Annotated in this window: 19 protein-coding genes; 13 read left to right on the forward strand and 6 right to left on the reverse strand. The window is 39.5% G+C overall.

Going from position 1 to position 24,325, the window contains the following annotated elements; all coding sequences use genetic code 11:
* Positions 1 to 55: 55 nt before the first annotated feature.
* The 8 genes from IEX65_RS21220 to IEX65_RS21255 all read left to right on the forward strand — a co-directional run bounded on the left by IEX65_RS21220 (position 56) and on the right by IEX65_RS21255 (position 10,205).
* On the forward strand, positions 56 to 1,096 hold the full coding sequence (locus IEX65_RS21220) for an alpha/beta hydrolase (RefSeq protein ID WP_229250808.1): 1,041 nt from the start codon (positions 56 to 58) through the stop codon (positions 1,094 to 1,096).
* Positions 1,097 to 1,175: 79 nt separating this feature from the next.
* Complete coding sequence (locus tag IEX65_RS21225; protein WP_188769099.1) at positions 1,176 to 2,042, forward strand: alpha/beta hydrolase; 867 nt, start codon at positions 1,176 to 1,178, stop codon at positions 2,040 to 2,042.
* A gap of 70 nt (positions 2,043 to 2,112) precedes the next feature.
* Positions 2,113 to 3,738: a sulfatase family protein gene (locus IEX65_RS21230; protein ID WP_188769100.1), complete on the forward strand. Its 1,626-nt coding sequence runs from the start codon at positions 2,113 to 2,115 to the stop codon at positions 3,736 to 3,738.
* Positions 3,739 to 3,843: 105 nt separating this feature from the next.
* Positions 3,844 to 5,163 (forward strand): CitMHS family transporter, encoded by a 1,320-nt coding sequence (locus IEX65_RS21235; RefSeq protein WP_262891873.1) that lies wholly within the window; start codon positions 3,844 to 3,846, stop codon positions 5,161 to 5,163.
* Positions 5,160 to 6,533 (forward strand): acyclic terpene utilization AtuA family protein, encoded by a 1,374-nt coding sequence (locus IEX65_RS21240; protein ID WP_188769102.1) that lies wholly within the window; start codon positions 5,160 to 5,162, stop codon positions 6,531 to 6,533. The genes IEX65_RS21235 and IEX65_RS21240 overlap by 4 nt, the downstream gene beginning before the upstream one ends.
* Positions 6,534 to 6,575: 42 nt before the next feature.
* Entirely contained in the window at positions 6,576 to 6,875 is a 300-nt protein-coding gene (locus IEX65_RS21245) for an AtuA-related protein (RefSeq protein ID WP_188769103.1), read from the forward strand.
* Positions 6,876 to 6,961: 86 nt separating this feature from the next.
* On the forward strand, positions 6,962 to 8,563 hold the full coding sequence (locus tag IEX65_RS21250; RefSeq protein ID WP_188769105.1) for a carboxylesterase/lipase family protein: 1,602 nt from the start codon (positions 6,962 to 6,964) through the stop codon (positions 8,561 to 8,563).
* A gap of 298 nt (positions 8,564 to 8,861) precedes the next feature.
* On the forward strand, positions 8,862 to 10,205 hold the full coding sequence (locus IEX65_RS21255; protein ID WP_188769107.1) for an FAD-binding protein: 1,344 nt from the start codon (positions 8,862 to 8,864) through the stop codon (positions 10,203 to 10,205).
* Positions 10,206 to 10,283: 78 nt separating this feature from the next.
* Here IEX65_RS21255 and IEX65_RS21260 read toward each other — a convergent pair whose 3' ends face one another.
* The gene (locus tag IEX65_RS21260; RefSeq protein ID WP_188769109.1) at positions 10,284 to 11,309 is read right to left on the reverse strand and encodes a zinc-binding alcohol dehydrogenase family protein; all 1,026 of its coding nucleotides are present in this window, start codon (positions 11,307 to 11,309) and stop codon (positions 10,284 to 10,286) included.
* A gap of 25 nt (positions 11,310 to 11,334) precedes the next feature.
* Positions 11,335 to 12,102, reverse strand: coding sequence for a biotin--[acetyl-CoA-carboxylase] ligase (locus IEX65_RS21265; protein ID WP_188769111.1), 768 nt, complete (start codon positions 12,100 to 12,102; stop codon positions 11,335 to 11,337).
* 302 nt (positions 12,103 to 12,404) lie between these two features.
* Between IEX65_RS21265 and rsfS the strand changes: the two genes are divergently transcribed.
* Both rsfS and ftsH read left to right on the forward strand, forming a co-directional pair.
* Positions 12,405 to 12,812, forward strand: a complete 408-nt coding sequence (gene rsfS, locus IEX65_RS21270) for a ribosome silencing factor (RefSeq protein ID WP_188769113.1) — start codon at positions 12,405 to 12,407, stop codon at positions 12,810 to 12,812.
* A 97-nt stretch (positions 12,813 to 12,909) separates the two neighbouring features.
* On the forward strand, positions 12,910 to 14,916 hold the full coding sequence (gene ftsH, locus IEX65_RS21275; RefSeq protein ID WP_188769118.1) for an ATP-dependent zinc metalloprotease FtsH: 2,007 nt from the start codon (positions 12,910 to 12,912) through the stop codon (positions 14,914 to 14,916).
* A gap of 333 nt (positions 14,917 to 15,249) precedes the next feature.
* On the opposite strand, the gene IEX65_RS21280 is transcribed toward ftsH, so the two are convergent.
* The gene (locus tag IEX65_RS21280) at positions 15,250 to 16,203 is read right to left on the reverse strand and encodes a DUF8428 domain-containing protein (RefSeq protein WP_188769120.1); all 954 of its coding nucleotides are present in this window, start codon (positions 16,201 to 16,203) and stop codon (positions 15,250 to 15,252) included.
* A 181-nt stretch (positions 16,204 to 16,384) separates the two neighbouring features.
* Here IEX65_RS21280 and IEX65_RS21285 point away from each other — a divergent pair, with 181 nt between their 5' ends.
* A complete protein-coding gene (locus tag IEX65_RS21285) occupies positions 16,385 to 17,407 on the forward strand; it encodes a hypothetical protein (RefSeq protein WP_188769122.1) in 1,023 nt (340 codons plus the stop codon).
* A gap of 44 nt (positions 17,408 to 17,451) precedes the next feature.
* Here IEX65_RS21285 and IEX65_RS21290 read toward each other — a convergent pair whose 3' ends face one another.
* The 3 genes from IEX65_RS21290 to IEX65_RS21300 all read right to left on the reverse strand — a co-directional run bounded on the left by IEX65_RS21290 (position 17,452) and on the right by IEX65_RS21300 (position 21,689).
* On the reverse strand, positions 17,452 to 18,366 hold the full coding sequence (locus tag IEX65_RS21290; protein WP_188769123.1) for a heme-binding protein: 915 nt from the start codon (positions 18,364 to 18,366) through the stop codon (positions 17,452 to 17,454).
* Positions 18,367 to 18,398: 32 nt separating this feature from the next.
* Positions 18,399 to 20,384: an FAD-dependent oxidoreductase gene (locus IEX65_RS21295; RefSeq protein WP_229250810.1), complete on the reverse strand. Its 1,986-nt coding sequence runs from the start codon at positions 20,382 to 20,384 to the stop codon at positions 18,399 to 18,401.
* A 111-nt stretch (positions 20,385 to 20,495) separates the two neighbouring features.
* Positions 20,496 to 21,689, reverse strand: coding sequence for an FAD-dependent oxidoreductase (locus IEX65_RS21300; protein ID WP_188769124.1), 1,194 nt, complete (start codon positions 21,687 to 21,689; stop codon positions 20,496 to 20,498).
* 299 nt (positions 21,690 to 21,988) lie between these two features.
* Between IEX65_RS21300 and IEX65_RS21305 the strand changes: the two genes are divergently transcribed.
* On the forward strand, positions 21,989 to 22,420 hold the full coding sequence (locus IEX65_RS21305) for a hypothetical protein (protein WP_188769125.1): 432 nt from the start codon (positions 21,989 to 21,991) through the stop codon (positions 22,418 to 22,420).
* A 12-nt stretch (positions 22,421 to 22,432) separates the two neighbouring features.
* Positions 22,433 to 24,322, forward strand: a complete 1,890-nt coding sequence (locus IEX65_RS21310) for a GMC family oxidoreductase (RefSeq protein WP_188769126.1) — start codon at positions 22,433 to 22,435, stop codon at positions 24,320 to 24,322.
* The last annotated feature ends 3 nt before the right edge of the window (positions 24,323 to 24,325 follow it).

The raw sequence follows: 24,325 nt of genomic DNA on the forward strand, positions 1-24,325 counted from the left end.
ATATTCTTCGTAGAGACAGGGCATACCCTGTCTCTACACAAAATTAACCTACAAAATGAAAATCCTATTCAAATTATTTACTCTAATCCTTATTTTAAACTCCCACATCGGGGGCGGAGGGGCTGTTTTTGCCCAAACTGGCAAAGTGGTAAGTTTTACAATTAATTCTAAAGCCTTACAAAATACAGGAGGCGAAAACCCAAATCGTAAAGTTTCGGTATATCTTCCACCAAATTATGATGCTTCAACGCAGCGTTATCCTGTCATTTATTACCTGCATGGATTCATGGGAAAAGACAATATTTTTCCGCAAATGCAGAAAGTTTTAGATGAAGGCATCGCTCGCCAGAAAATTAAACCTTTCATTTTCGTTCAAGCCGACCACTACACGCTTTTTGAAGGAAGTTTTTACTCAAACTCCTCACTAACGGGTAATTGGGATGAGTTTGAGAGTAAAGAATTGGTAGAATACATGGATAAAAACTATCGAACGCTCGCCACTCGTGAAAGTCGAGGCATTGCTGGGCATTCGATGGGTGGTTACGGTGCTTTCAAAATTGGAATGCTTCACCCCGAGGTTTTCAGTAGTATTTATGCACTTAGCCCAGGTTTATTGGCAATGGTAAAAGAATTTGGACCGAATAGCACTTCATTTAAAGAAGTTCAAAACGTAAAAACGGTTGAAGATTTAAAGAAAACCTACTATCCGAAAGTTTTGGTTGCGGTTGGGCGTGCTTGGTCGCCAAACCCAAATAAACCACCATTTTTTTGCGATTTCCCATTCAGCTATGAAGGCGATAAAATGATTGTCAATCAACCAATTTTAGAAAAATGGGAAGCGAATATGCCTGTTTATATGGTAGATAAATATGCAGATAATCTCCGCAAAATGACCGCCATAAAACTTGATTGGGGACGTAACGATTCGCCACGTTTCCCTGTACAGATTGGTATGTTAAGCCAGCGTTTAGAAAATCTTGGCATTAATCATTTTGCTGAAGAATACATCGGCGACCATGGCAACAAAATCTGGACAATGGATGGCCGTGTCTTGAACGATTTATTGCCATTTTTTAATGATTATTTGAAATTTTGATTTTATACGAAATTGTCAAAACTGAGAGACAGGGCATGGCCCTGTCTCTACAGTAAAACCCGATAAAACCTAAAAAACTATGAAAAAACTCATCTATTTAGCCCTAATTCTCTTTACATTTTCAGCCAAAGCCTCAACGGTTGATACATTAGATGTGCCGAGTGTTGTTATGAACAAAGCCTACAAAGCAGCGGTTGTTTTACCTGCTTCTTACACCAAAAATCAAGCGTCTTATCCTGTCTTGTATTTATTACATGGAGGTGGTGGCCATTTTCGTGATTGGCTAACTTCTACGCCAGACAAGAATCTTGTTAAAAACCTTGCCGATAAATTCAACTTAATCATTGTGATGCCCGAAGGAGAAACTTTCGGTTGGTATTTGGATAGTCCATCTGACCCAAATAATAAGTTTGAAACCTATATTACGAAAGAAGTTATTCAGAAAATTGATGCTACTTATCGCACCGTAAAAAGCAATAAAGGTCGAGTAATTACTGGTCTTTCGATGGGTGGTCATGGTGCGATGTATCTCTCTACTCGTCACCCTGATTTGTTTAGTGCCGCAGGAACCATGAGCGGTGCAATGGATATGAATTATACAAAATTTAAGATAAATGCCGATTTTACGAAATCTTTGAAAGAACGCTTTGAGAAATTATTGGGTACTTCTGATGTTTCACAAGAAGTTTTTGTAAAAAACTCTATCGTAAACATGGTTGATGCTATAAAGAAAAATGCCATGCCGATTATCATTGATTGTGGAGTAGATGATTTCTTGATTGATGCGAATCGTGAGTTACACAGTCGTTTACTATACGCAGGAGTCGCCCACGACTATACCGAGCGTCCGGGTGCACATACGTGGCCATACTGGGAAAACTCCCTACCATATCATGTACTTTTCTTCCATAATGTGCTGAAAAAGAATGGTGTAGTTGTAGAATAAATAACTCCTTTTTTGCCATGAGTTGAATTTGTATATTCGTGGCAAATCAAACTATTTCAACTCATCCAGTATGAAAAAAATTATCTATTCTCTCCTTGCTATTGGTGTTGTTTCTTTGAGTTTTTTTGCATTCAAACCCAAGAAAGCAAAGAAACCCAACATCGTTTTCATTATGTCCGACGACCATGCTTATCAAGCAATTTCGGCTTATGATAAACGCCTTACGCAAACGCCAAATATTGACCGAATTGCCAAAGAAGGAATGTTGTTTACGAATGCTTGTGTAACAAACTCCATTTGTGCCCCTTCAAGAGCAGTTATTCTGACGGGTAAACATAGCCATTTGAATGGAAAAATTGATAACTATTTTCCATTTGATACGACCAATATTACTTTCCCTCAAATTCTGCAAAAGAATGGTTATCAAACAGCTATGTTTGGTAAACTACATTTTGGAAACAATCCAAAAGGATTTGATGAATTTCAGATTTTACCCGACCAAGGCGATTATTATAACCCTGATTTCATAACAAAAAAAGAAGGAAAAAAGAAACTAATTGGCTATGTAACCGACCTCATTACGGATATTACCTTAAATTGGCTAAAAAACGAACGTGATGATGAAAAACCTTTCTTTTTGGCGTATCTGCACAAAGCTCCGCACCGTGAATGGCTACCGGCAGAGCGTCATTTTAAAGAATATTTGAAGAAAACTTTTCCTGAGCCTACCACCCTATTTGATAATTACGAAGGCCGTGGTAGAGCATCGAAAGAAGCCGAAATGAACTTGCTTACACACATGAATTGGGCAGGAGATTCTAAGATTTTCCCTGAAAATATGGATAAACTCGGCATCAAAGAATCTCATGCGTATGATAAACGAAATTATAATTATACCGTGGGAAGAATGAATGCCGAGCAACGTAAAGTTTGGGATGAGCACTACGGAAAAATGAATGAAGAGTTTATCAAACGCTACCCAAGCATGACCGAAAAGGATAAAATGAAATGGCGTTATCAGCGATACATGCAAGATTATCTGGGTAGCATTGCGGCAGTTGATGAAGGCGTAGGACAAGTTTTAGATTTCTTAAAAAAGAACAATTTAGAAGAAAATACAATCGTGGTTTATACTTCCGACCAAGGCTTTTATTTAGGCGAACACGGTTGGTTTGATAAACGATTTATTTTCGATGAATCTTTTAAAACTCCTTTGTTAGTCAAATGGCCAAACGTCATAAAAGCAGGTTCAAAAAATACGCAAATGGTTCAAAATCTCGATTTTGCCCAAACTTTCTTAGAAGCAGCTGGTGTAACTCCTCCATCGGATATGCAAGGAGAAAGTTTGATTCCGATTTTCAAAGGTCAAGGTAAAAACTTCCGTGATGCCGCTTATTATCATTATTACGAATACCCAAGTGTTCACATGGTAAAACGTCATTATGGAATCGTCACGGAAAAATACAAATTAGTACATTTCTATTATGATGTTGATGAGTGGGAACTCTACGACCGTGTAAACGATAAAAACGAAATGAAAAACGTTTACAACGACCCAAAATATGCTAAAGTAAAAGAAGAATTACACAAGAAATTAGTCGCTCTTCGTGTGAAATACAAAGACTCCGAAACTTTGGATAAAATGTATATTGAGAAATATGATGAATTGGTGAAAAAAGGTAAAATTTTTAGATAAAACTTAAAACAAAAAATGGCACGCTGATGACGCTGATGTACCATCGCAGATAAATACGGATTTTTATAAATCTGCGAAAATCAGCGTTACGATAGTATCTGCGTCATCAGCGTGCCAATAACAGATAAAATGCTCGCAATACTCGGTTTCTCTACAATAATCGTTTTCTTGGTTCTGATAATGACCAAGAAAATGTCAGTCATGACAGCCTTGGTTATTACACCAATAATCTTTGGTTTAATTGCAGGTTTTTCGCCAAAAGAACTGGGAGAATTTGCCATTGCAGGCATCAAACAAGTTGCTCCAACGGGAATCTTATTGATGTTTGCAGTTTTATATTTTGCTACTATGCTTGATGCTGGTCTTTTCGACCCAGTGATTGCGGCCATCATCAAATCAGTCAAAGGCGACCCCCTAAAAGTTATTCTCGGAACGGCCATTCTGACAATGATTGTGCATTTGGATGGCGATGGCACCGCTACTTTTATGATTGTACTTTCGGCATTTTTGCCCATCTATAAACAACTAAAAATCAATCGTCTGATACTTTCAAGTATTGTCGCCTTGAGCGTTGGTCCGATGCACCTTGTGCCGTGGTCGGGAACTTCAGCAAGGGCAATATCGGTGATGAAATCGGATGCCGTACATATCTTCAATCCGAATGTACCTGCTATCATCGGCGGAATTATTTGGGTGCTTTTTGTGGCTTATATTTTTGGCAAAAAAGAACGCAAACGCCTTGGTATCATTGATTTTCAATATAATCATCAAGAAAATTTAAGCGAAGAACAACAAGGACTAAGAAGACCTAAATTGATTATTTTCAATGCAATTCTTACAATTTCATTAATCATTTCCCTAATGAAAGGCTGGATTCCAGCAGCCGTACTTTTTGTGGTAACAAGTATGATTGCATTGCTAATAAACTACCCAAAACTCGCTGACCAACAGAAAGTTATGAAGGTTCACGGCACAAATATCTTTATGGTTTCGAGTATGATTTTTGCCGCAGGAATTTTCTCTGGAATCTTGACTGGCTCAAAAATGATTGAAGAAATGGCTAATGCTTTGGTTGCGTTAATCCCTCAAAATCATGCCAATTGGCTACCTGCTATAACGGCCATAACGAGCTTACCTGCCAGTATTTTATTTACGCCTGATGCGTATTATTTTGGAGTTGTGCCAATTTTGAGTCAGACCGCAACTCAATTTGGTATCGACCAACTTGAAATCGGTCGGGCGGCTTTACTCGGACAAATGACCGTAGGTTTCCCGATTAGTCCGCTTACAGCCTCCACATTTTTATTAGTTGGGTTATCGGAAGTTGATTTGGGCGAACACCAACGCCATACCTTCAAATGGGCATGGGGTACAACAATTGTAATGACGATTGTGGCAATTTTAACGGGGTCGATACATATATGAAAAATAAAATCAGAATAGGTTGCGGGGCGGGTTTTTCGGGCGATAGAATCGAGCCAGCTATTGTTTTGGCCGAAAGAGGAGAATTAGATTATTTGGTATTAGAATGCTTGGCCGAACGAACCATTGCACTCGCCAACAAACGCAAAATGGCCGACCCAACTAAAGGTTATGACCCATTGCTGGAGCGTAGAATAGAAACGCTTTTACCCCATTTGGTAAAAAACAACATTCGCCTCATTACCAACATGGGGGCAGCCAACCCGATTGAGGGAGCAAAGGAAATCATTGGAATAGCAAAAAAACAAGGCTTAAACATAAAAGTAGCTGCCGTAAGTGGAGACGATGTGATTTCGGATTTGGGATTGACAAATGATGATTTTAGAAAATTTGGAAATGAAGATTTTGCTCTTGAATTATTAAACAAACACCAATCTCCAGTCACCAATAACCAATCGACCATTATTTCGGCAAATGCTTACCTTGGTATCGAAGGGATTTTAGAAGCATTACAAGCAAATGCACAAATAATTATTACAGGTCGGGTGGCCGACCCATCGCTTTTTCTTGCTCCGATGGTTCATGAATTTGGCTGGAAAACCGATGATTATGACTTAATGGGTAAAGGAACTGTCATCGGGCATTTGATGGAATGTGCGGGGCATATCACAGGTGGATATTTTGCCGACCCAATCAAAAAACCTGTAGAAGATATGGATAACTTGGGACATCCATTCGCGGATGTTTTCCCTGATGGTTCGGCAATTATAAGTAAAGTAGAAGACACAGGTGGGATTATCAATCTACAAACAGCCAAAGAACAATTACTTTACGAAGTAATCAATCCTTTTGAATATTATACGCCTGATGTAATTGCTGATTTCACGAGCGTAAAAATTGAAGAAATTGGCAAAAATCAAGTACGAATAACGGGTGGAAGTGGCACAGAAAAACCATCAACCTACAAAGTTAGTGTTGGCTACAAAGCATTTTGGCAAGGCGAAGGCGAAATATCGTATGCAGGCCCAGCCGCCTACGAAAGAGCCAAATTGGCAGGTGAAATCATTGAAAAACGTTTAAAATCTCAATTTGAAGAAATTCAAGTAGATTATATCGGAATAAGTTCAACATTCGATATTCGGGGCTTCGACTTCGCTCAGCCACCGATTTCCGAAGTCAGATTAAGGGTTGCCGCCAAAGCCCGAACCCAAGCAGAAGCCGCATTAATCGGTGAAGAAGTTGAAGCACTTTACACCAACGGTCCTGCGGGTGGTGGTGGCGTAAGAAAATACGTCAACGAAGTAATCGGAATTGTTTCGGTTTTAGTAGATAGAAATAAAATAAAACCAATAGTAGAATATTTTGGAAGTTGATAATATTCAATCATTCTATCAATCACTCATTCAAAATTAAAAATGAAACTCTACGACATAGCCCATAGCCGTGCAGGTGATAAAGGTAATATCTCAACACTTTCGCTCATTCCTTACAACAAAAGTGATTATGGAATGCTCTGCGAAAAAATTACAGTCGAGAAGATGAAAAAACATTTTGCAGGAATCATCGAAGGTGAAATCATTCGCTACGAAATGCCTAATATTTCATCATTGCTTTTTGTATGCCACGATGCACTTGCTGGCGGAGTAACAACCTCGCTCCGCATAGATACACACGGAAAAGCCTTGAGTTATAAATTGTTAGAAATGGAATTTTAAACAAAGCCCTTTCTATCAGCCTTTTACAACATTCATTAGCATTTATTTTTTATTTATATTTTAGTTTTCAACTCCATTTTAAACAAATGAAAAAAACAATTCTTTCTCTATTTGTTTCATGCTGTTTACTTTTTCAAACAGCTGATGCCCAATTACAAACTGGTGAAAATGTGGCCGTAACCTCAACTGATGCAGGTAAAGTTCGTGGCTACATCAATAATGGAATTTTCACATACAAAGGCATTCCTTATGCCGAAGCCAAGCGTTTTGAGTCGCCACAAAAACCAAAACCGTGGTCCAATGTTCGTAGTTCGATGACCTACGGGCCTGTTGCACCTTTGATGGACCCAACAACAAACGTGATGGACGAAAGCGAGTTTGTTTTTGACCATAGCTGGGGTTTTACAAACGAAGATTGTATGCGTATCAACGTCTGGACACCTGGCATCAACGATGGCAAAAAACGTCCTGTCATGTTTTGGATTCACGGTGGTGGCTTTACAGCTGGTTCTTCGCAAGAATTACCTTCTTACGATGGTGAGAATTTAGCAAAAAAAGGCGATGTAGTTGTCGTTTCAATCAATCACCGCCTCAATATCTTGGGTTATCTTGACCTCTCTGCTTATGGTGAAAAATACAAGCAATCAGCCAATTTGAGCGTTCTTGACATGAAAGCAGCATTAGAATGGGTAAAAACCAATATCTCGAATTTCGGTGGCGACCCAAATAATGTAACCATCTTTGGCCAATCAGGTGGTGGAGCAAAAGTAAATACCTTAATGGCGATGCCTTCGGCAAAAGGGCTTTTCCACAAAGCAATCAATCAAAGTGGTGCTTTCCGTACGGCTATGCTCGATAAAGCAACCACTCAGGCAATTGGTGCAGAAGTAATGAAAGAATTGGGTATTTCGGCTGATAAAGTAGATGATATTCAGAAAGTTCCTTATCAAACTTTGAGTGATGCTGGTAAAAAAGCACTCAAAACTATTGCTGATAAAATGAAAGCAGAAGGAAAACCAGTTATCGGATTTGGTTTAAGCTGGGGACCAAGTGCCGATGGCGAAGTTCTGCCTTATCAATTGTTTTCTAATGAAGCATTTGAATTATCAAAAAATATTCCTTTAATGATTGGCACAACCATCAACGAATTTGCAGTTTTCAGAGGAGGAATTCCGAGTAGTGCAACCGAAGAACAAGCCAAAGAAGCTATCAAAAAAGTATATGGAGATAAAACAGATGCTTATATTGCAGCCGTAAAAAAGGCATATCCAAACGGCAAAATGACAGATATGTTAAGTTATGATGTAACATTCCGTCCAGGTGCTGTGCAACAAGCTAATCAAAAATCGGCCGTTGCAGGTGGAGCAAATACGTATATGTACTTATTCGATTGGCAATCGCCAGTGATGGATGGCAAATACAAAGCCGTACACTGTATGGAAATTGCGTTCTGCTTTGATAATATCCAACGCACGAAAAACATGACTGGCGGCACAAAAGAAGCTCAAGCTTTGGCCGATAAAATGAGTTCGGCATGGATAAACTTTGCGAAAGTTGGCAATCCAAATCATAAAGGTTTACCAAACTGGCCAGCATATAATGCAACAAACACAGCCACTATGCACTTCGATAACACTTGCGTAGTAAAACCACAAATGGACAAAGAATTATTTGAAGTGGTGAAATAATTTTTCTTGTAATATTTTGTAGAAAGCCCAGTTTCAACGCTGGGCTTTTTCATAGGAAAGAATTAGACAAAACTTTTGCAAGAAGGTCATGGCTGAAGCCAATTAAGGTATTTAATTTTCCAACCCCAGACTTAAGTCTGGGGTTAAGACATAAAAACAACTTAGGCTTTAGCCTTGACGTATGTTTCGGTATTATCATATTTAATATGCGTAACTTCTATTTTATAGAAGTTTCTTCAAAAGAATATTTTTTTACTAACTTACCACTTCTATTCAAACCTTATAAAAACCTATTAGAATGAACAAAAGAACTTTCCTCAAAACTTCTTCAGTTTTGGCCGCAGGAGCAGCATTTCCTCAGTTATTTTCTTGTGCCGAAAAGCCAAAATCTGACCCACGAACCAACTGGGCGGGCAATCTGACATACAGTACAGATAATTTGCATACGCCAAAAACAGTTGCCGAATTGCAAGAAACTATCAAAAAAGTAAAGAAAGTGCGGGGTCTCGGCACCAAACACTGCTTCAATAAAATTGCCGATAGTACCGAAAATCAAATTTCATCGGCTGAATTCAATAAAATTATTTCGCTCGATAAAGAAAAACAAACCATAACCGTTGAGGCTGGCATTAAATATGGCGATTTGTGTAAATACCTCGATGAAAATGGTTTTGCTTTATATAATTTGGCATCATTGCCACATATTTCTGTTGCTGGAGCATGTGCCACAGGCACACATGGTTCAGGCATCAAAAATGGGAATCTGGCTACGCAAGTAGTGGCTTTGGAATTTGTAAATGGCAAAGGCGAAATCGTTAATTTGTCGAAAGAAAAAGATAGGGAAGAGTTCGGAATGGCAGTTGTGAATCTTGGAGCTTTAGGAATAGTCTCGAAAATGACCTTGGCCTTACAACCCACTTTCAAAATGAAGCAAATTGTCTATCAAAACTTGCCGATGGCGGAGTTGGAAAAGAATTTTGAAGCTATCATGTCGGCGGGATACAGTGTGAGTTTATTTACCGATTGGACAAAGAAAAACATCAGCGAAGTTTGGATAAAAAGCAAAGCTGATGACATGAAAGAAATTGCTCCCGAATTTTTTGGAGCTAAACTACAAACCAAAAACCTGCACCCAATCGAAGCCATCGACCCTGTGAATTGCACCGACCAAATGGGCGTTGAAGGTCCGTGGTACGAGCGAATGCCGCACTTCAAAATGGGTTTTACGCCGAGTAGCGGCAAGGAATTACAATCAGAATTTTTTATTGCTTTCGAAAATGCCTACGAAGGGCTAATAGCCATCGAAAAGCTCAACGAAAAAGTTTCTCCACACTTATTCATCACCGAAGTAAGAGCCATTGCAGGCGATGATTTACCGATGAGTCCGATGTATAAAAAAACTTGCGTGGCTTTTCACTTTACTTGGAAACAAGAAACTGAAGAAGTGCTAAAAGTGCTACCTCTCGTAGAAGAAGCACTCGCACCATTTAATCCAAGACCACATTGGGGTAAAATTTTCACCTTGAAACCATCAGTTCTACAATCAAGAATCGAAAAACTCAATGATTTCAAGGCATTAATGACCAAACACGACCCCGAAGGTAAATTCAGAAACGAATTTATTGATACTAATTTATTCTAATATTGTGGAGCGAACCGAGCGACGGTCGCATCCTGTTCGTTAATTTCCTACTGCGAACAGGATGTTCGCTCCACAAAATCAAAGTACCGCCATTGCCTTTATCACTTGTGATTTTGGGTCGAGCCAAGTTCCAAAGATTGTGGGTAAATCATCAAAAGCAGCTTCGTGTGTAAGCCAAGCCTTAGTGTTGATTTGCCCACTTTCCATTTTTGAAATAATATGTTTAAAATCAGCAGGAAGAGCATTTCTACTTGCCAAAAGCGTAATTTCTCGACGGTGAAAGTCTGGGTCAAAGAATGTCACATCACCTTGAAAAAGCCCCACATAAACCAGTTTTCCACCAAAAGCTACATACGAAAACGCCTTCATCATTGATTGGGCATTTCCGGTTGCATCAAAAACTACTGTTGGCATATTTCCTTTCAAGATTTTTCTTAAATCATCGGCCGAAAAATCTTCCGAAGCAATAATACTTTCATCAATTCCGATAGCTTCGTTGGCAAAATCAAGTCGTTGTTTGCTAAAATCCATCACTGCTATTTTTGCACCATTAATTTTTGCAAACTGAATGACCGATAAACCAATTGGCCCCGCTCCTATCACCAAAACAATATCGTTTTCGGTCACATTGGCACGTTGAACAGCGTGAGAGCCAATGCCCAGGGTTTCGACCAATGCCAATTGCTCATACTCCAAAATATCTGATTTATGTAGCTTATTTACAGGCACTTTCAAATATTCAGCCATACCTCCATCAATATGCACTCCTAAAACTTTTAGACTTTCACAGCAGTTAGTTTTGCCGTTTTGGCAAGGCTGACAAACACCACAATTAAGATAAGGCTCAACCGAAACCTTATCACCGATTTTGATGCCGTTTCCTCCTGCTCCACTTCCTAAACCAATCACTTCAGCACCCAGCTCATGCCCAAGTACACGAGGATAAGAAAAAAATGGCTGACGACCACGATAAGCGTGGTAATCTGTGCCGCAAATACCTATTCGATGGATTTTCAAAAGAGCCTCATTTTCGGCCAAAGTGTCATCAAAATCTCGACTAATTAATTGAAACTCTTGCGGTTGATTTAAAATAATAGTTTTCAAAATCTATATGTTTTAGGGTAAATTTTTATTCAATTACAAACGAAACCTCTTTAAAATCAAACTTTTTCACTTCTTCGCCTACTTGCATTATCAAATGGCCCATTTCGGCTACATCAATTATTTTACCGAGAAATCGTTCGCCATTTTGTTCATACTGATGCCATTCTCCAAACCGAAATACTCGTTCTAAATACTTTTTTTTTTGAGTTTGAGTATGTCCGTTTTTTAACTGTAAATAATATTTTTCGATACATTCACAAAGTTGTTCAATCAATTTCTCAATCACATAATCTTCTGTTTTCTGCGATGCCAATCTTAGGGAAATTGCTCTATCATTCGCAAAACTTAACTGATTGATATTCAATCCAATACCCACAACCGAATACGCCAGTCGGCTGCCAGAAAGTGTATTTTCAATCAAAACACCACCCATTTTCCGATTCCCCACATAAATATCATTGGGCCACTTGACAGTTAGGCCGTCTGATAAATATTTGCACAAAAACTCGTAAATTCCAAGCGAAACCGCAATATTTAACGTAAATTGTTGAGCAATCGCCAAAAAATCAGGTTTCAGAATCATCGAAACGGTAATATTTTGATTGGGTAGGGTTTCCCAAGTATTTCCACGTTGTCCACGACCCGCCGTTTGGTCAGATGTTATGACAATTGTTCCATCAAAAACTCGCTTTGTTTGAATTATTTCGGCCGCAATATCGTTAGTTGAATGACAACTTGGCAGATAAATGGTATTTTTGCCGAGAAATAAAGTTTTGGGTTGAAAATTGTGCAACTTTATAGTAATTTAGCGTTTTAGGTAACGCATACATAAAATATTTTTTAGTGAAGTTCGTGTACTTTCAAAAGAAAGCCTATTTTTTTGAACTTTTAATGTTAAACAAAGAGTTTTAAGTGCTGAAGCATAATTGAAAATGTGGAATGAAGAATGTAAAATGTATGATAGTGACTATCAATAAATTACAAGTTTTTCATGCACAAATAATTAGAATAAAGCCCTTACATTAAACATTTAACATTAATAATTCACCATTAATTGAACGAACCGCTCACAAAATTAAATGAAGATAAGATTGAATGAAAGAAATTAAAGAACTTTCTGGTGATGAGTTAAGTCGCTTAGTAGTACACGGAATGTTAGAAAAAAAAGCGACAAATATTGTAGTGATGGATTTACGTAATGTTAAGAATGCTATCACCGACTTTTTTGTAGTTTGCTCGGGTAATACCGATACCCAAATTGCGGCCATCGCCGACTCGGTAGATGAAGAAGTTTTCAAAGCCTCCAAACTTAGCCCTTGGCACCAAGAAGGGCGTCAAAATCGTGAATGGATTCTGCTCGATTACGTTGATGTAGTTGTGCATATTTTCAGAAAAGACCGCCGTAAATTCTACGACCTCGAATCACTTTGGGGCGATGCCGAAACAACAATAATCGAAGAAAGCTTTGAGCCTGAAGCACCTAAACAAATGGTCTTCGAATGATGTTAAGAATATTTGAACCTTTACATAGTTCAAAACCATGTAAAGGTTATTTTTTTATATGAATAACTATTGCACTAAATTTTGAAAAATTAGAAAAATGTCAGACAACAACAGTAATGAATTTCCGAAAAGAAAGCCAGCCAATAATAATGGAGGCGGTTTGCAGGGATGGATTGTAGCGGCGATTATCATGGGCATTATAGGCTTTTTGCTTTTTTCGAGGTCAGCATCGTTGGCACCGATTAAGTACAAGCAGCTCGAGCAAATGATTTTGCAAAAAGATGTAGAAAAAGTAGCCGTCGTAGAAGGCAATCGCAGCGTTGAGGTTACCCTCACTCGTGATGCTCTCCAAAAACCAGAGTATAAAAAAGACTTAGGTAATAATCGTTATAATGCAGGTGGCCCGCATTTGAAAGTAGATTTGGTTTCGGTAGAATCTTTTATGAATGACTACACAAACTTCTTGAAAACTGCCCAAATAGACGAAGCTTACCGCCAGACATTATACCCTGAGAGCGTAGAAAGACAAGATATGATGAATATGGTTTGGCAATTGCTTCCATTTATCGTTGTGCTTGGCTTGATGTATTTCTTGATGAGCCGTATGACAGGCGGTGGCGGCCCAGGTGGTCAGATTTTCAATATCGGCAAATCAAGAGCTGCTTTATTTGATGCTGATAATAAAGTAAAAATCACATTCAACGATGTAGCAGGCTTAGAAGAAGCTAAAGAAGAATTGCAGGAAATTGTTGATTTCTTGCGTACACCAAAAAAATACACCGAACTCGGTGGTAAAATACCAAAAGGAGCATTACTTGTAGGCCCTCCGGGAACAGGTAAAACTTTATTGGCCAAAGCAGTTGCAGGCGAAGCGAGTGTGCCATTCTTCTCACTTTCGGGTTCTGATTTCGTTGAAATGTTTGTGGGTGTGGGTGCCGCTCGTGTACGTGACCTCTTCAAACAAGCCAAAGAAAAAGCTCCGTGTATTATCTTTATTGATGAGATTGATGCAGTTGGTCGTTCTCGTGGACGTGGCTCAATGCCAGGTGCAAACGATGAGCGTGAAAATACCCTTAACTCTCTCTTGGTAGAGATGGATGGGTTTGGTTCTGATGCAGGAATTATCATTTTGGCAGCAACTAACCGCCCCGATGTTCTTGACCCAGCCTTGATGCGTCCAGGTCGTTTCGACCGCCAAATAAGTGTGGATGCTCCTGATATTGTTGGTCGTGAGGCTATTTTCAAAGTTCACATGAAACCTTTGAAACTTTCAAATAATATCGACATCAAGAAATTGGCTACTCAAACCCCAGGTTTTGCTGGTGCTGAAATTGCTAACGTATGTAACGAAGCTGCTCTTTTGGCAGCACGTCGTGGCAAAACAGCAATTGATATGCAAGACTTCCATGATGCAATCGACCGTGAAATTGGAGGTTTAGAAAAGAAAAATAAATTGATTTCGCCAGAAGAGAAAGAAATCGTGGCGTATCACGAAGCTGGACACGCAGTAGCTGGCTGGTTCTTAGAACACGCCAATCCACTCGTAAAAGTTAGTATCGTACCTCGTGGTATTGCGGCTTTAGGCTACGCTCAGTATTTACCAAAAGAACAATATTTGTATCGAACTGAGCAACTTATTGATGAAATGTGTATGACTCTTGGAGGTCGTGCTGCCGAAGAAGTAGTTTTTGGTAAAATTACTACTGGTGCATTGAGCGACTTAGAGCGAATCACGAAAAGTGCTTACGGAATGGTTTCGGTATATGGTATGAATGACCGTATCGGTAACGTTTCGTTCTATGACTCGAAAGGTCAGGGCGAAATGTCATTCACGAAGCCTTATTCGGAAGATACCGCAAAAATTATTGATGAAGAGGTAAAGAAATTAATTGATAATGCTTACGTACGTACAAGAGAATTATTGATTGAGAAGCGTGAAGAACTCGAGAAAATCGCTCAAGAATTATTGAAAAAAGAGATTCTTTATCAATCTGACTTAGTAGATTTAATTGGCAAACGCCCATTCGAGAAATTGACAAATTATCAGGAGTTCATGGATAAAGTAGATACTCCTACTGAAGAAAAGACTCCAATTGTAGAGTAATTAATAACTCTCTCGAATTACATAATAAAAGCAGTAGTAAACTCAAATTTACTACTGCTTTTTGTTTTTAAAGCCATTACAAGGATTAATTCAAGCAATTGAGTTTGGTATTTTCTACACCTATAAACTAAAAAGTCAATTGTATTTGCAACAGAATGACTACTTGGTGTTATTTTACTCTCTATTTTCTATAATCATAACAGCCTTTCAGGCTTTTCTTAAATCTCTTGAGTTTGCCCTAATTTGGCATGGTTATAAGATACTACAAAAATAAAGAGTCTGCCCCATGGTTTCGAGACAAACTCTTTGTTTTAAACTGAAAGCAAAACTTTATTATTTTACTTCAAAAGTACCACGGCCGATGCTGAAGCCTTCTGAGTATAATTCGATGTTATATTTACCCTTTGAGTAGTTAGCTCCACGAGAGTAAATAAAATCAACGTTTTGACCTGAATTATCATACATTACTGACTGCTTGGCAGTATAAACCATTTCTTTGCCACCATAAGTAAATGCACCCGAACCAGTAGCCATATCCGAAATACAGTTACCTTGTGGGTCGAGCATACGCATATAAATCACCTTGTTCTCTCTCTTTGTCAATGGGTTTTCGGCCAATTTGAAAGAAATTTTCACTTTTTCTACACGTTTTGCTTTGTACTCACCACCTTCACGCTCTTTACCACGAGAGTTAATGGCATTTACCGAAACGTTCATAGCTTTCAAAGCAGCAGCAAGCGTTACTTTCTCAGCTAATTCTTTGTTCTTCACGGTTGTTGCATAAACAGAGTCCGCAAGGGCTTGTTTATCCGACTTCAAGGTCGAAACGTCAGTTTTCAAATTCGTGTTTTCAGCCCCCAACGTTTTCACTTCGGTGGTCAACTGGGCATTTTCTTCTCTTAATTTTGCAATCTCTACGTCTTTTGCCGTTAAAGCTGCTTCGTAACCTTTGATTTTGCTTTCAAAATCTCGAATAGATACGTTTTTAGAATTTACTAAATTCTTTTTATCTTGTTCGAGTTGAGCTTTCAAAGCTTCGAGGTCGGCCACTTGTCCGCCCAACGATGTCACTTCGGCAATTTTTTTGTCTAATTCCGCTGAAATCGAATCGAGTTTAGTATTTGTCAATAATAACTCTTTTGTTTTCGACGAAATATCAACGTTTTTAGCCTCAATATCCTGACGAGCATTAAAGTATAGAAATCCAAAAAGAGCGGCCAATGCACAAGCCAAAACGAGGCCTGCCGTCATGGCTGTATTACTTTTTCTTTCTTGCATGTTTTCCATAGAAATCGAATGTTAAGTATTTAGAGTTACAGGTTTATTAACGGCAAAGTTATATTTTTATTGAAACTATTTATATTTTAGAGACAAAATTTGTTGTTTTTTTCACCAAACGGCAATGGAATCTGTATTTTGCGAATAATTAGTCAGATTATTCGCTTTTAATTCTCAAAGTAAAGTATTTATGGCACTCATCACCAAGAAAAAGATACCTTTCAAAATATCGCCACGACTTCGCAAATACCTCACAAAATATGGTCGTGAAAAAGAATTGCCTATTAAATACACCGATTTATTGCGTTTCGATAATGCCTTTCCGCTTTACGACAAAAAAGGAAAAGACACGCTTTGGGAAACAGTGATGTACCCACAAAACGACCTCGAAGAAATCTACGAAGCACTAAAAATAATCTATGCCGATTTAAAAACAGATGGCGATGCGGCCGTAATCAAGCACTTGGTAGTTGACCGTGTAGATACTTGCACATACGCTAATACAAAGCCATTCAGAATCCGAATCGTGAATAAAATCAATGATAACCACGATTATTTCTATATAAAATTGGCCGATGCCTCTCGAATTTATGGACTTGAGTTAGAGCATTTGCTTTCGCCCAATGTAATGGGTTATTGTACGCACGAAGATACACTCGTAGAAGAACACATCGCCGGTATTCCTGCCGACCAATTTATGAATAATCACCTTAACGATGCTAATTTTAACCCCATTCGCTTGAGTAAAGAGTTTATCAAGTTCAACGAAAGGTGTTTTGTGAGGCTTTTGGGTGATATGCACTCATCGAATTTTGTAATAATTGTCACGCCTGACTTTGAAGATTTTCATTACCGCCTTCGAGCCATTGACTTCGACCAACAATCTTACGAGTCCTCAAAATCAGTCTATATGCCGCAGTATTTTAAGCAAAATAATGCCATGATTCAGATGGGAATGCAGTTTCTAACACCTGAGTCAGTAAAACAATATCAAGCCGAAGAACGCACCTTGATTGCAAATAGATTGCGAGAAGAAAAAAGCAGAATGCACGATTTGATTGAAACTATGAAAAAAGATACACTTTCACTGCCTGACAACCTCGAATCGCTCAAACAGGATTTGGCAAGGCATTATAAAAATCCCAGTTTTTTGAATTGTAAAAGTATGGGGGAAGTGGTAGAGTTGAGTTTGAAATTGGTTTTAATTCATTAAAAATAAAGCCCTACAATTATTTGATTTGTAGGGCTTTGGTTTATTTATGATATTTTTCTCATTGTATTCACAGTTACGTGAGGCCAAACCACTGGAATATTTACACCCGTTGGTGGAAACACTAAATTGATTGTCTGTGTATATTGTAATTGTAAAATATTAGGTTGCCCAGCCGTTGGGTTTTCGATTTCTTCAATCCAGAATTTGGCTTGCATATCAGTTGTTTTGATATTTTGTTGAATAAACGGAATATTTAAGATACCACCATCAGAATTTTTTGTCGAAAAAGATAAGGTAGTCATACTTGCCAGTTTTTGCGTACCTAAAGTCTTTTGCAAAAATGTATTAGGGTCTAATTGATTGAATTCTGCAAACTGATTGGTATCATATTGCCCCTCTGCATAACCTGGTAATAATTGCCCTGTTACAGCAAAAGGGAAAGTATCTGCTGTTCCAAAGAAATCATTGTTAGGAGGCAGAGCTGTTGTTGAATTTCCAGGAGCAAGTACTGAATTTCCGTGTGGAATTGTAGATAAACGTACAACATCAAAGTTTGAATTGAGGTTTTGAATATTCAAGAAAAACCCTCTTTCGGCATGAATTTCTTGCCCTTTTCCGAATCCTCTCGAATTACAAAAATCAGTTTCACAAGTGCTATGAATTTGTTGTTCATACATCAATCCCACTATTTGTTGGGTATTTTCCACGCCATCAATAAAAGGCCCACGGTTACTGGCCGTCACGACTGGTTTAAAAGTAAGTGTTTCGATATACGGAATTACTTCCAATATAAATTCTTGTTGAGGTGGCCCTGGTACTGCAATAACGTTCCAGCCCATACCTGGCTCACTTACCCAAGTTCCTTGTAGTTGTGTGAGTGGTCCTAAATCTACTTGGGAAGCCTGTGCTTTCGTAAGTATTTGGATACCTGCTGGTATTACGCCAAATTTAGTTTTCATAACTGTAAGTGTTTTGAGGTTAAATGTTAAATCTATTTTTTAGAACTCGGACAAATAAATGGATAATTAGTATCATCAATGATTGGCTTAATTCCGAAGAAGTCGTTCAATACTGACTCGGCTGTGCAGTAAGCTCCTTCTACCCAAGCTTGGTCGTTTGAATAGGTTTCGCCTACAATGAAAATATTGGCATCTGCTCCGTCAATTAATTGAGATGGCTTACGAATATTTTGTTGTACTTCGCCGATATTGTAGTGAGCAGCATACGCATGATAGCCCGCATTGAATGGCGGCAATGACCAATCCATGTAAGATACTTCGAGTGGCTCTGGCACGGCCGTATAATCAGAAGCTGGGCCAAAATGCACCGCAGCCAATTGCTTACGAAGCATCTTGACCATAATTTCGGGGGCTTTACGAGGGCCATCGAGTGGTTGTGTGTTTTCCGAAATTGGAATTTTACGCTCGGCATTAGGGCCTAATTCAAGTTCTTGCCAGAAAGTCGTAAAACTTTCATCGTCATAACTTGCCAAAAGCCCATAAATTGGTTCGGCTTTTCCATCAAGAGCATTGTTTCCAAAATAAACTACCTGACGAATTGGCGTATCAGTCACGCTCGGCCCAATGGTATTTCGCTTGGCAGTGGTCAAGATTTGTTGCTCTTGCTTATACGTCAATCGCTCTTCAACGCAGGCCTCAACGGCTTTGATGAAATCAGCCGCCGAAGCAAACGGAGTTTCCATCAAATTATCATCAGCGGCAATGAGATTGATATATTCCTGCGGAAAATCACTGAGCTGAGTCAAGACATCGCTCGTAATTTCATAACTCAAAATCGGTGCAGGATACGGCGTTGTGCTTTCTGTCCACCATTCTCGGTCGAAAAACATTCCTACTTTATACGAAGGTTGCATAATGGCCGACTCTAAGAAAAGTTGTACTTTTCTATGATTCAGCACATCAATTCCATCGTGGTTTTCGTAGCGTGTGGCTTGGGCAACCAAATCAATGGCGTAGCGTGGCATGGCCAACCAAGCAGCATCGGTTGTTTTTGAAGCACTTTTTTTATTCGGATTTTTACGAGTTGCGATTCCGTAATGAATTACACCATCAATTTGTAAAATCGAGTGTAGGCGAGTATTTGGGTGGTATTCAAAATTGACACCTTTTTCGGAAGCTAATTTCAGAATTTCATCAAAAAGAGCATTAAACATACTCGAAAAACCCAATGTAAGCGTGCGATATTCGTTGCCAGGGGTAAATTCATTGTTAGATTGAAACGCTACCGCCGAGTTCCAGTTTATGACATTCGATGAATAACCATTTCCATCTGACACATAATTATAACCTTCCGAACCCAGTTGGTCATACATCAAATTCCAATAGCCAATATCTTTCAATAAATCGCCTTTTTGGTAAACCGACGAATCGGGTAAATCGACATTGATTCTTCCGTTCTCATAGAAATCGCACCATTCGGCACGGGTCTGTGGGCCAGAAGTGGCAGTAACTGCCAAATTCTCAACAGTAGCAAAACCAGTATCGGGCGAGTCTGTTGCACCAAAATGGTCAACATTATAGGGTGCCGGATTGCTCGAAGTTATATCATTGAGATACATATTTTTTGTACGTAAATAATATAACGGATTTGTTGACTCATTGAATGGCACAGAATATTTATCAAGCCCCAATTGATTAATAACCGTCGTTACTACACGATGCCCACCTGCTTCACCACCATTATCGCCATTCCAGTACGAATACCTCATTCCACCCAATTCGAGATACGATTTTGTATTATCATTTTGGTAATGCCATGTGCAGATTCTGGCCCCTGCCGCACGAGTTCCAGTATATTCGCTCGAAAAATCGTATTTTCCCCAATCGTAAAGTTCGAGCGTATCGCCTTTTTTTAGTTGTTTAGCTTTCCCTTCTTCGGTTTCGGCTACTCCGTTCAGAAGTCGCCATGCCGTGTAAAGTCCCGAAGCTCCCGCTCCAAAAATTGAATAAGTTTTCATGGTTATATGTGCTTTTAGCACAATTAAGAATTGAGAATTAAAAATTGAGGATGTAGTCCATTTGTTTAGTAAACATCACAATGTACAAGCTTCAGTTTTTTTGCTGATTTTTTAAAGAGATTTAAAGTATTTGTGTCCTAGCTGGAAGTGTTTGATGTCATAAGGTGTTTTACCATCAAGGGTTAAATCGGTTAAGATTTTTCCTAAAAACGGCACAAATTTCGCTGCCCAACCTGTGGCATAAAGCACAATATCTTGATGATTCGGAATATAGTTCGGAGCAAAATCAATGATTAGTTCTTTGGTTGGCACATCGCTCAAAGCTATCAAACAAGTGGAAGTGTAATGCGGAGTTGGGTCAAGGCCAGTCATGTGGTCTTTTACCCACTGAGCCGTATAGGCCAATTCCTGTGGATTTGGCACAAGCGTACGCTGACTGGGGTTGGTTAAGGGTTGTATCACAAAGTCGGGAGCAACTCGAATATATTCAGGATGATTCCAATCAACACTCGGAAAGCCGTAAAACTGATTCCCATTGCCGCCAACGGCATTCTGAAAAACAAACCACGTTGGATATTGAATTTTAGGGTCGAGTTTCTTGAAATATGCCGAGGTCATATTCCAATAAGTTGCCCTTATCGTAAAATTTAGTTGATTAATTACACTATCAATGTAAGGCCCGGGAACAATCACCAGTTTTTCGGAGATAAACGTCCCCTCGGGCGTAGTAATCTCAAAGGTATCTTTGTGCTGTTTCACCCCAATTACGGGGCATTCTTCTTTCATTGTCACGTAAGGACTTTTCGAGTTCAAATCATGAAGCGTTTGCAAGGTCGCTCGTAAATCAATACTTGCTCCATCGGCTTGAAATAAACCTGTGTAAGTTTCGGGTAAGTTTTTAAATTTATATTGCTCTTCAATTTCCTTAGAAGTGAGCGAAGTATAAGGCACTTTTAGTTTTTTTAGTGCTTTTTCGGCTTGACTGATGTTTCCTTCGGTTGACTTCACGGATGGGTCGCCAAACCAAAGCGTACCCACTTTATCTAATAACTTTACGGGCGTATGCGATTGCAATTCGTCCCAATAAGGCTCAGAATCCAATACAAATTGCACCATGTAACTTTCAGGATACGGAATTCTGAATTGTCGAGAAACTCCCGCCGAACTTCCCATTTGATTAATAAAACGAAACTGCTCCAGTACAAGCGTATCCGTTTTTTTCTTACCCAGATGATAGGCAGTAGAAAGCCCCATTGCTCCCCCTCCTATCACAATTACTTCATAATTTTTTTTAGTTTTTGGCATGGCATTAAGTTTCGTATAGTATAACGGTTTTTATAGGGGGCGGGAACATCAATAAACGTAGTGTGTGAATCATTTTTAGGATACACAAAAGTATGATAACTCACCAAGCTAAGGAAGCGTATAAATGCCCGATTTCAAAAACAGGTATTTATACGCATTTGCTTTTTAGCTATTCAATTTATCTTTGCTAAACCTTAGTTCTGTTATAGCCATTAAAACCTAATCCACTACCTATCAAGCCATTGCGGTACCCATACCTTATACATTTCCTCTAAAATCTGTTAAACTTTACTTACACAATGAACAACCACGTAGTTTCAAGTAACACCTTCTTGACTATCTCGACCTACCTAACGGGATACAGCGAAGTTGAGCTTTTGGGTACGGGCATGTTGGAAACGTATTTCAATGTTTTTTTGGAAAAGTTTTCGCCCGAAACACTCCATTATTTCTTTGCCGAAGTTGATGAAATCTTGCTCGAATCAGCGGGCGATGAAGACCAAATCAATGCGGCCATTGCTGCACGCCTCATACCCGACTCGGCTTACGATGGCATAGCCAAAAACATTATTTTGGTTTGGTACACTGGCAACTGGGGAAGCGACGTCATCAGTACGCAATCTTACCAGCAAGGATTAATGTGGGATACGGCCGAAGCACACCCACCCGGTGCAAAGCAGCCTGGCTACGGCTCTTGGGCCAACTTACCAATCAGAATTCCAACCAAATAATGCACAAAAAAAATGGAAAAGAAGACAAAAGAAGAATTTGATGTCGTAATCGTTGGTTCGGGTATTGCAGGAAGTGTTTTGGCAAAAACGCTTACCAATGCTGGCAAAAACGTATTACTACTCGAAGCAGGATTGCAAGCTGGCATGGCTTTCGACCCCGAAGCTGCCTACAAGAATTATCAATATTACATAGATACGTTTTATAAGGCTTCGGCCAAAGTACCTAATTCGCCGTATCCAAATATCAAAGATGCTCAGTCGATTGATGTACTTGATATTGAGCCAATTACGCAAACTAATAGTCCATCAACCAAAGGTTATTTGGTGCAGGCAGGGCCATTGCCTTTTGGTAGCGACTGTCTGCGTGGGCCGGGTGGAACTACGCTTCACTGGTTGGGTTCTACTCCACGTATGTTGCCCAACGATTTTCAGATGCAAACACTCTACGGTCAGGGTGTCGACTGGCCCATTACATACGATGAGCTCATGCCTTACTACGAAATGGCCGAAAACGAAATCGGGGTTTCGGGCAATGTTGAAGACCAAGTAGGGCCAGATATGAGCATTGAGAATTACGGAGAAGGATATGTTTTTCCGATGAAAGAAATCCCGCAAAGTTATCTCGACCAAGTGTGTATCGAAAAAACACAAAATCTTAAAGTAAAACTTTACGGTAAAGAATATACGATTACGTGCATCAGCACACCACAAGGCCGAAATTCTATTCCAAACCCTGCTTATAAGTTTGCAGGAACGTATTGGAATAAAAAAGCCCAAAAACTCGAATTGGCCAAAAATAACGAAGAATACGAGCCAGTAGGTGCAATCTGGGACCAAAACACGGGGCATCGCTGCGAAGGCAATGCCAGTTGTGTGCCTATTTGCCCAGTGCAAGCCAAATACAATGCACTCAAGACTCTTCGCAAGTCTGACCCAAAACGACTGAAAATTATCACCCAAGCTGTGGCTTCTAAAATATATACTGATGAAATTACAAACGCCATCACGGGCATCGAGTACAAAAAATATAAGTACGAAAACTCGACTGTCTATGATACTGCCATTGCACGAGGCAAAATCTATGTGCTGGCGGCCAGTGCTATCGAAAATGCAAAAATCCTGCTGACATCGGGCATTGCCAATTCGAGCGACCAAGTTGGCCGTAACCTCATGGACCACCTCGTGATGCTTACTTGGGGCCTACTTCCCGAAAAAGCCTATCCGTATCGTGGGCCAGGTTCTACGACAAATATTCCGACTTTTAGAGATGGAGAATTTAGAAAAGAACACGCCGCTTGGATTTCACCAATTGATAACTGGGGCTGGTCTTGGCCAGTTTTTTCACCTGGCTCTGATGTAAGCTCGGCCGTGAGTAGCGGAATGTTTGGTAAAAAACTGCGTAGCCACCTCAACGATGTACTTCCTCGACAATTACTGTTACATTTTGAGTGCGAACAAACGCCCGACCCTAACAATCGAGTGACGATTGACCCGCAATACAAAGACCAACTTGATAATTATCGACCTGTAATTCACTACAATGCTTCGGAATACATGAAGAAATCGTTTGAAGCGGCCAAAAAAGTTTCCGACCAAATTTTTGCGGCCAATGGCGTAGAAGATTACACTGCTTACAGCGTGGCCAACGACCCCGACTACGTAACCTACAAAGGTCAAGGCTATAATTTCTGGGGGGCTGGGCATATCGTAGGTACGCATCGCATGGGTTCATCAAAAGAAGATTCGGTGGTTGATAAAAACCAACGCACATGGGACCACGAAAATCTGTATCTCGTAGGCTGTGGAAACATGCCTACGCTCGGAACATCGAACCCAACGCTCACGATGACCGCTCTCAGTTTTAAAGCCGCCGAGGCCATTCTCAAACAATTAGAAAACTAAGCC

The organism is Emticicia aquatilis (assembly GCF_014644295.1).
Taxonomy (GTDB): domain Bacteria; phylum Bacteroidota; class Bacteroidia; order Cytophagales; family Spirosomataceae; genus Emticicia; species Emticicia aquatilis.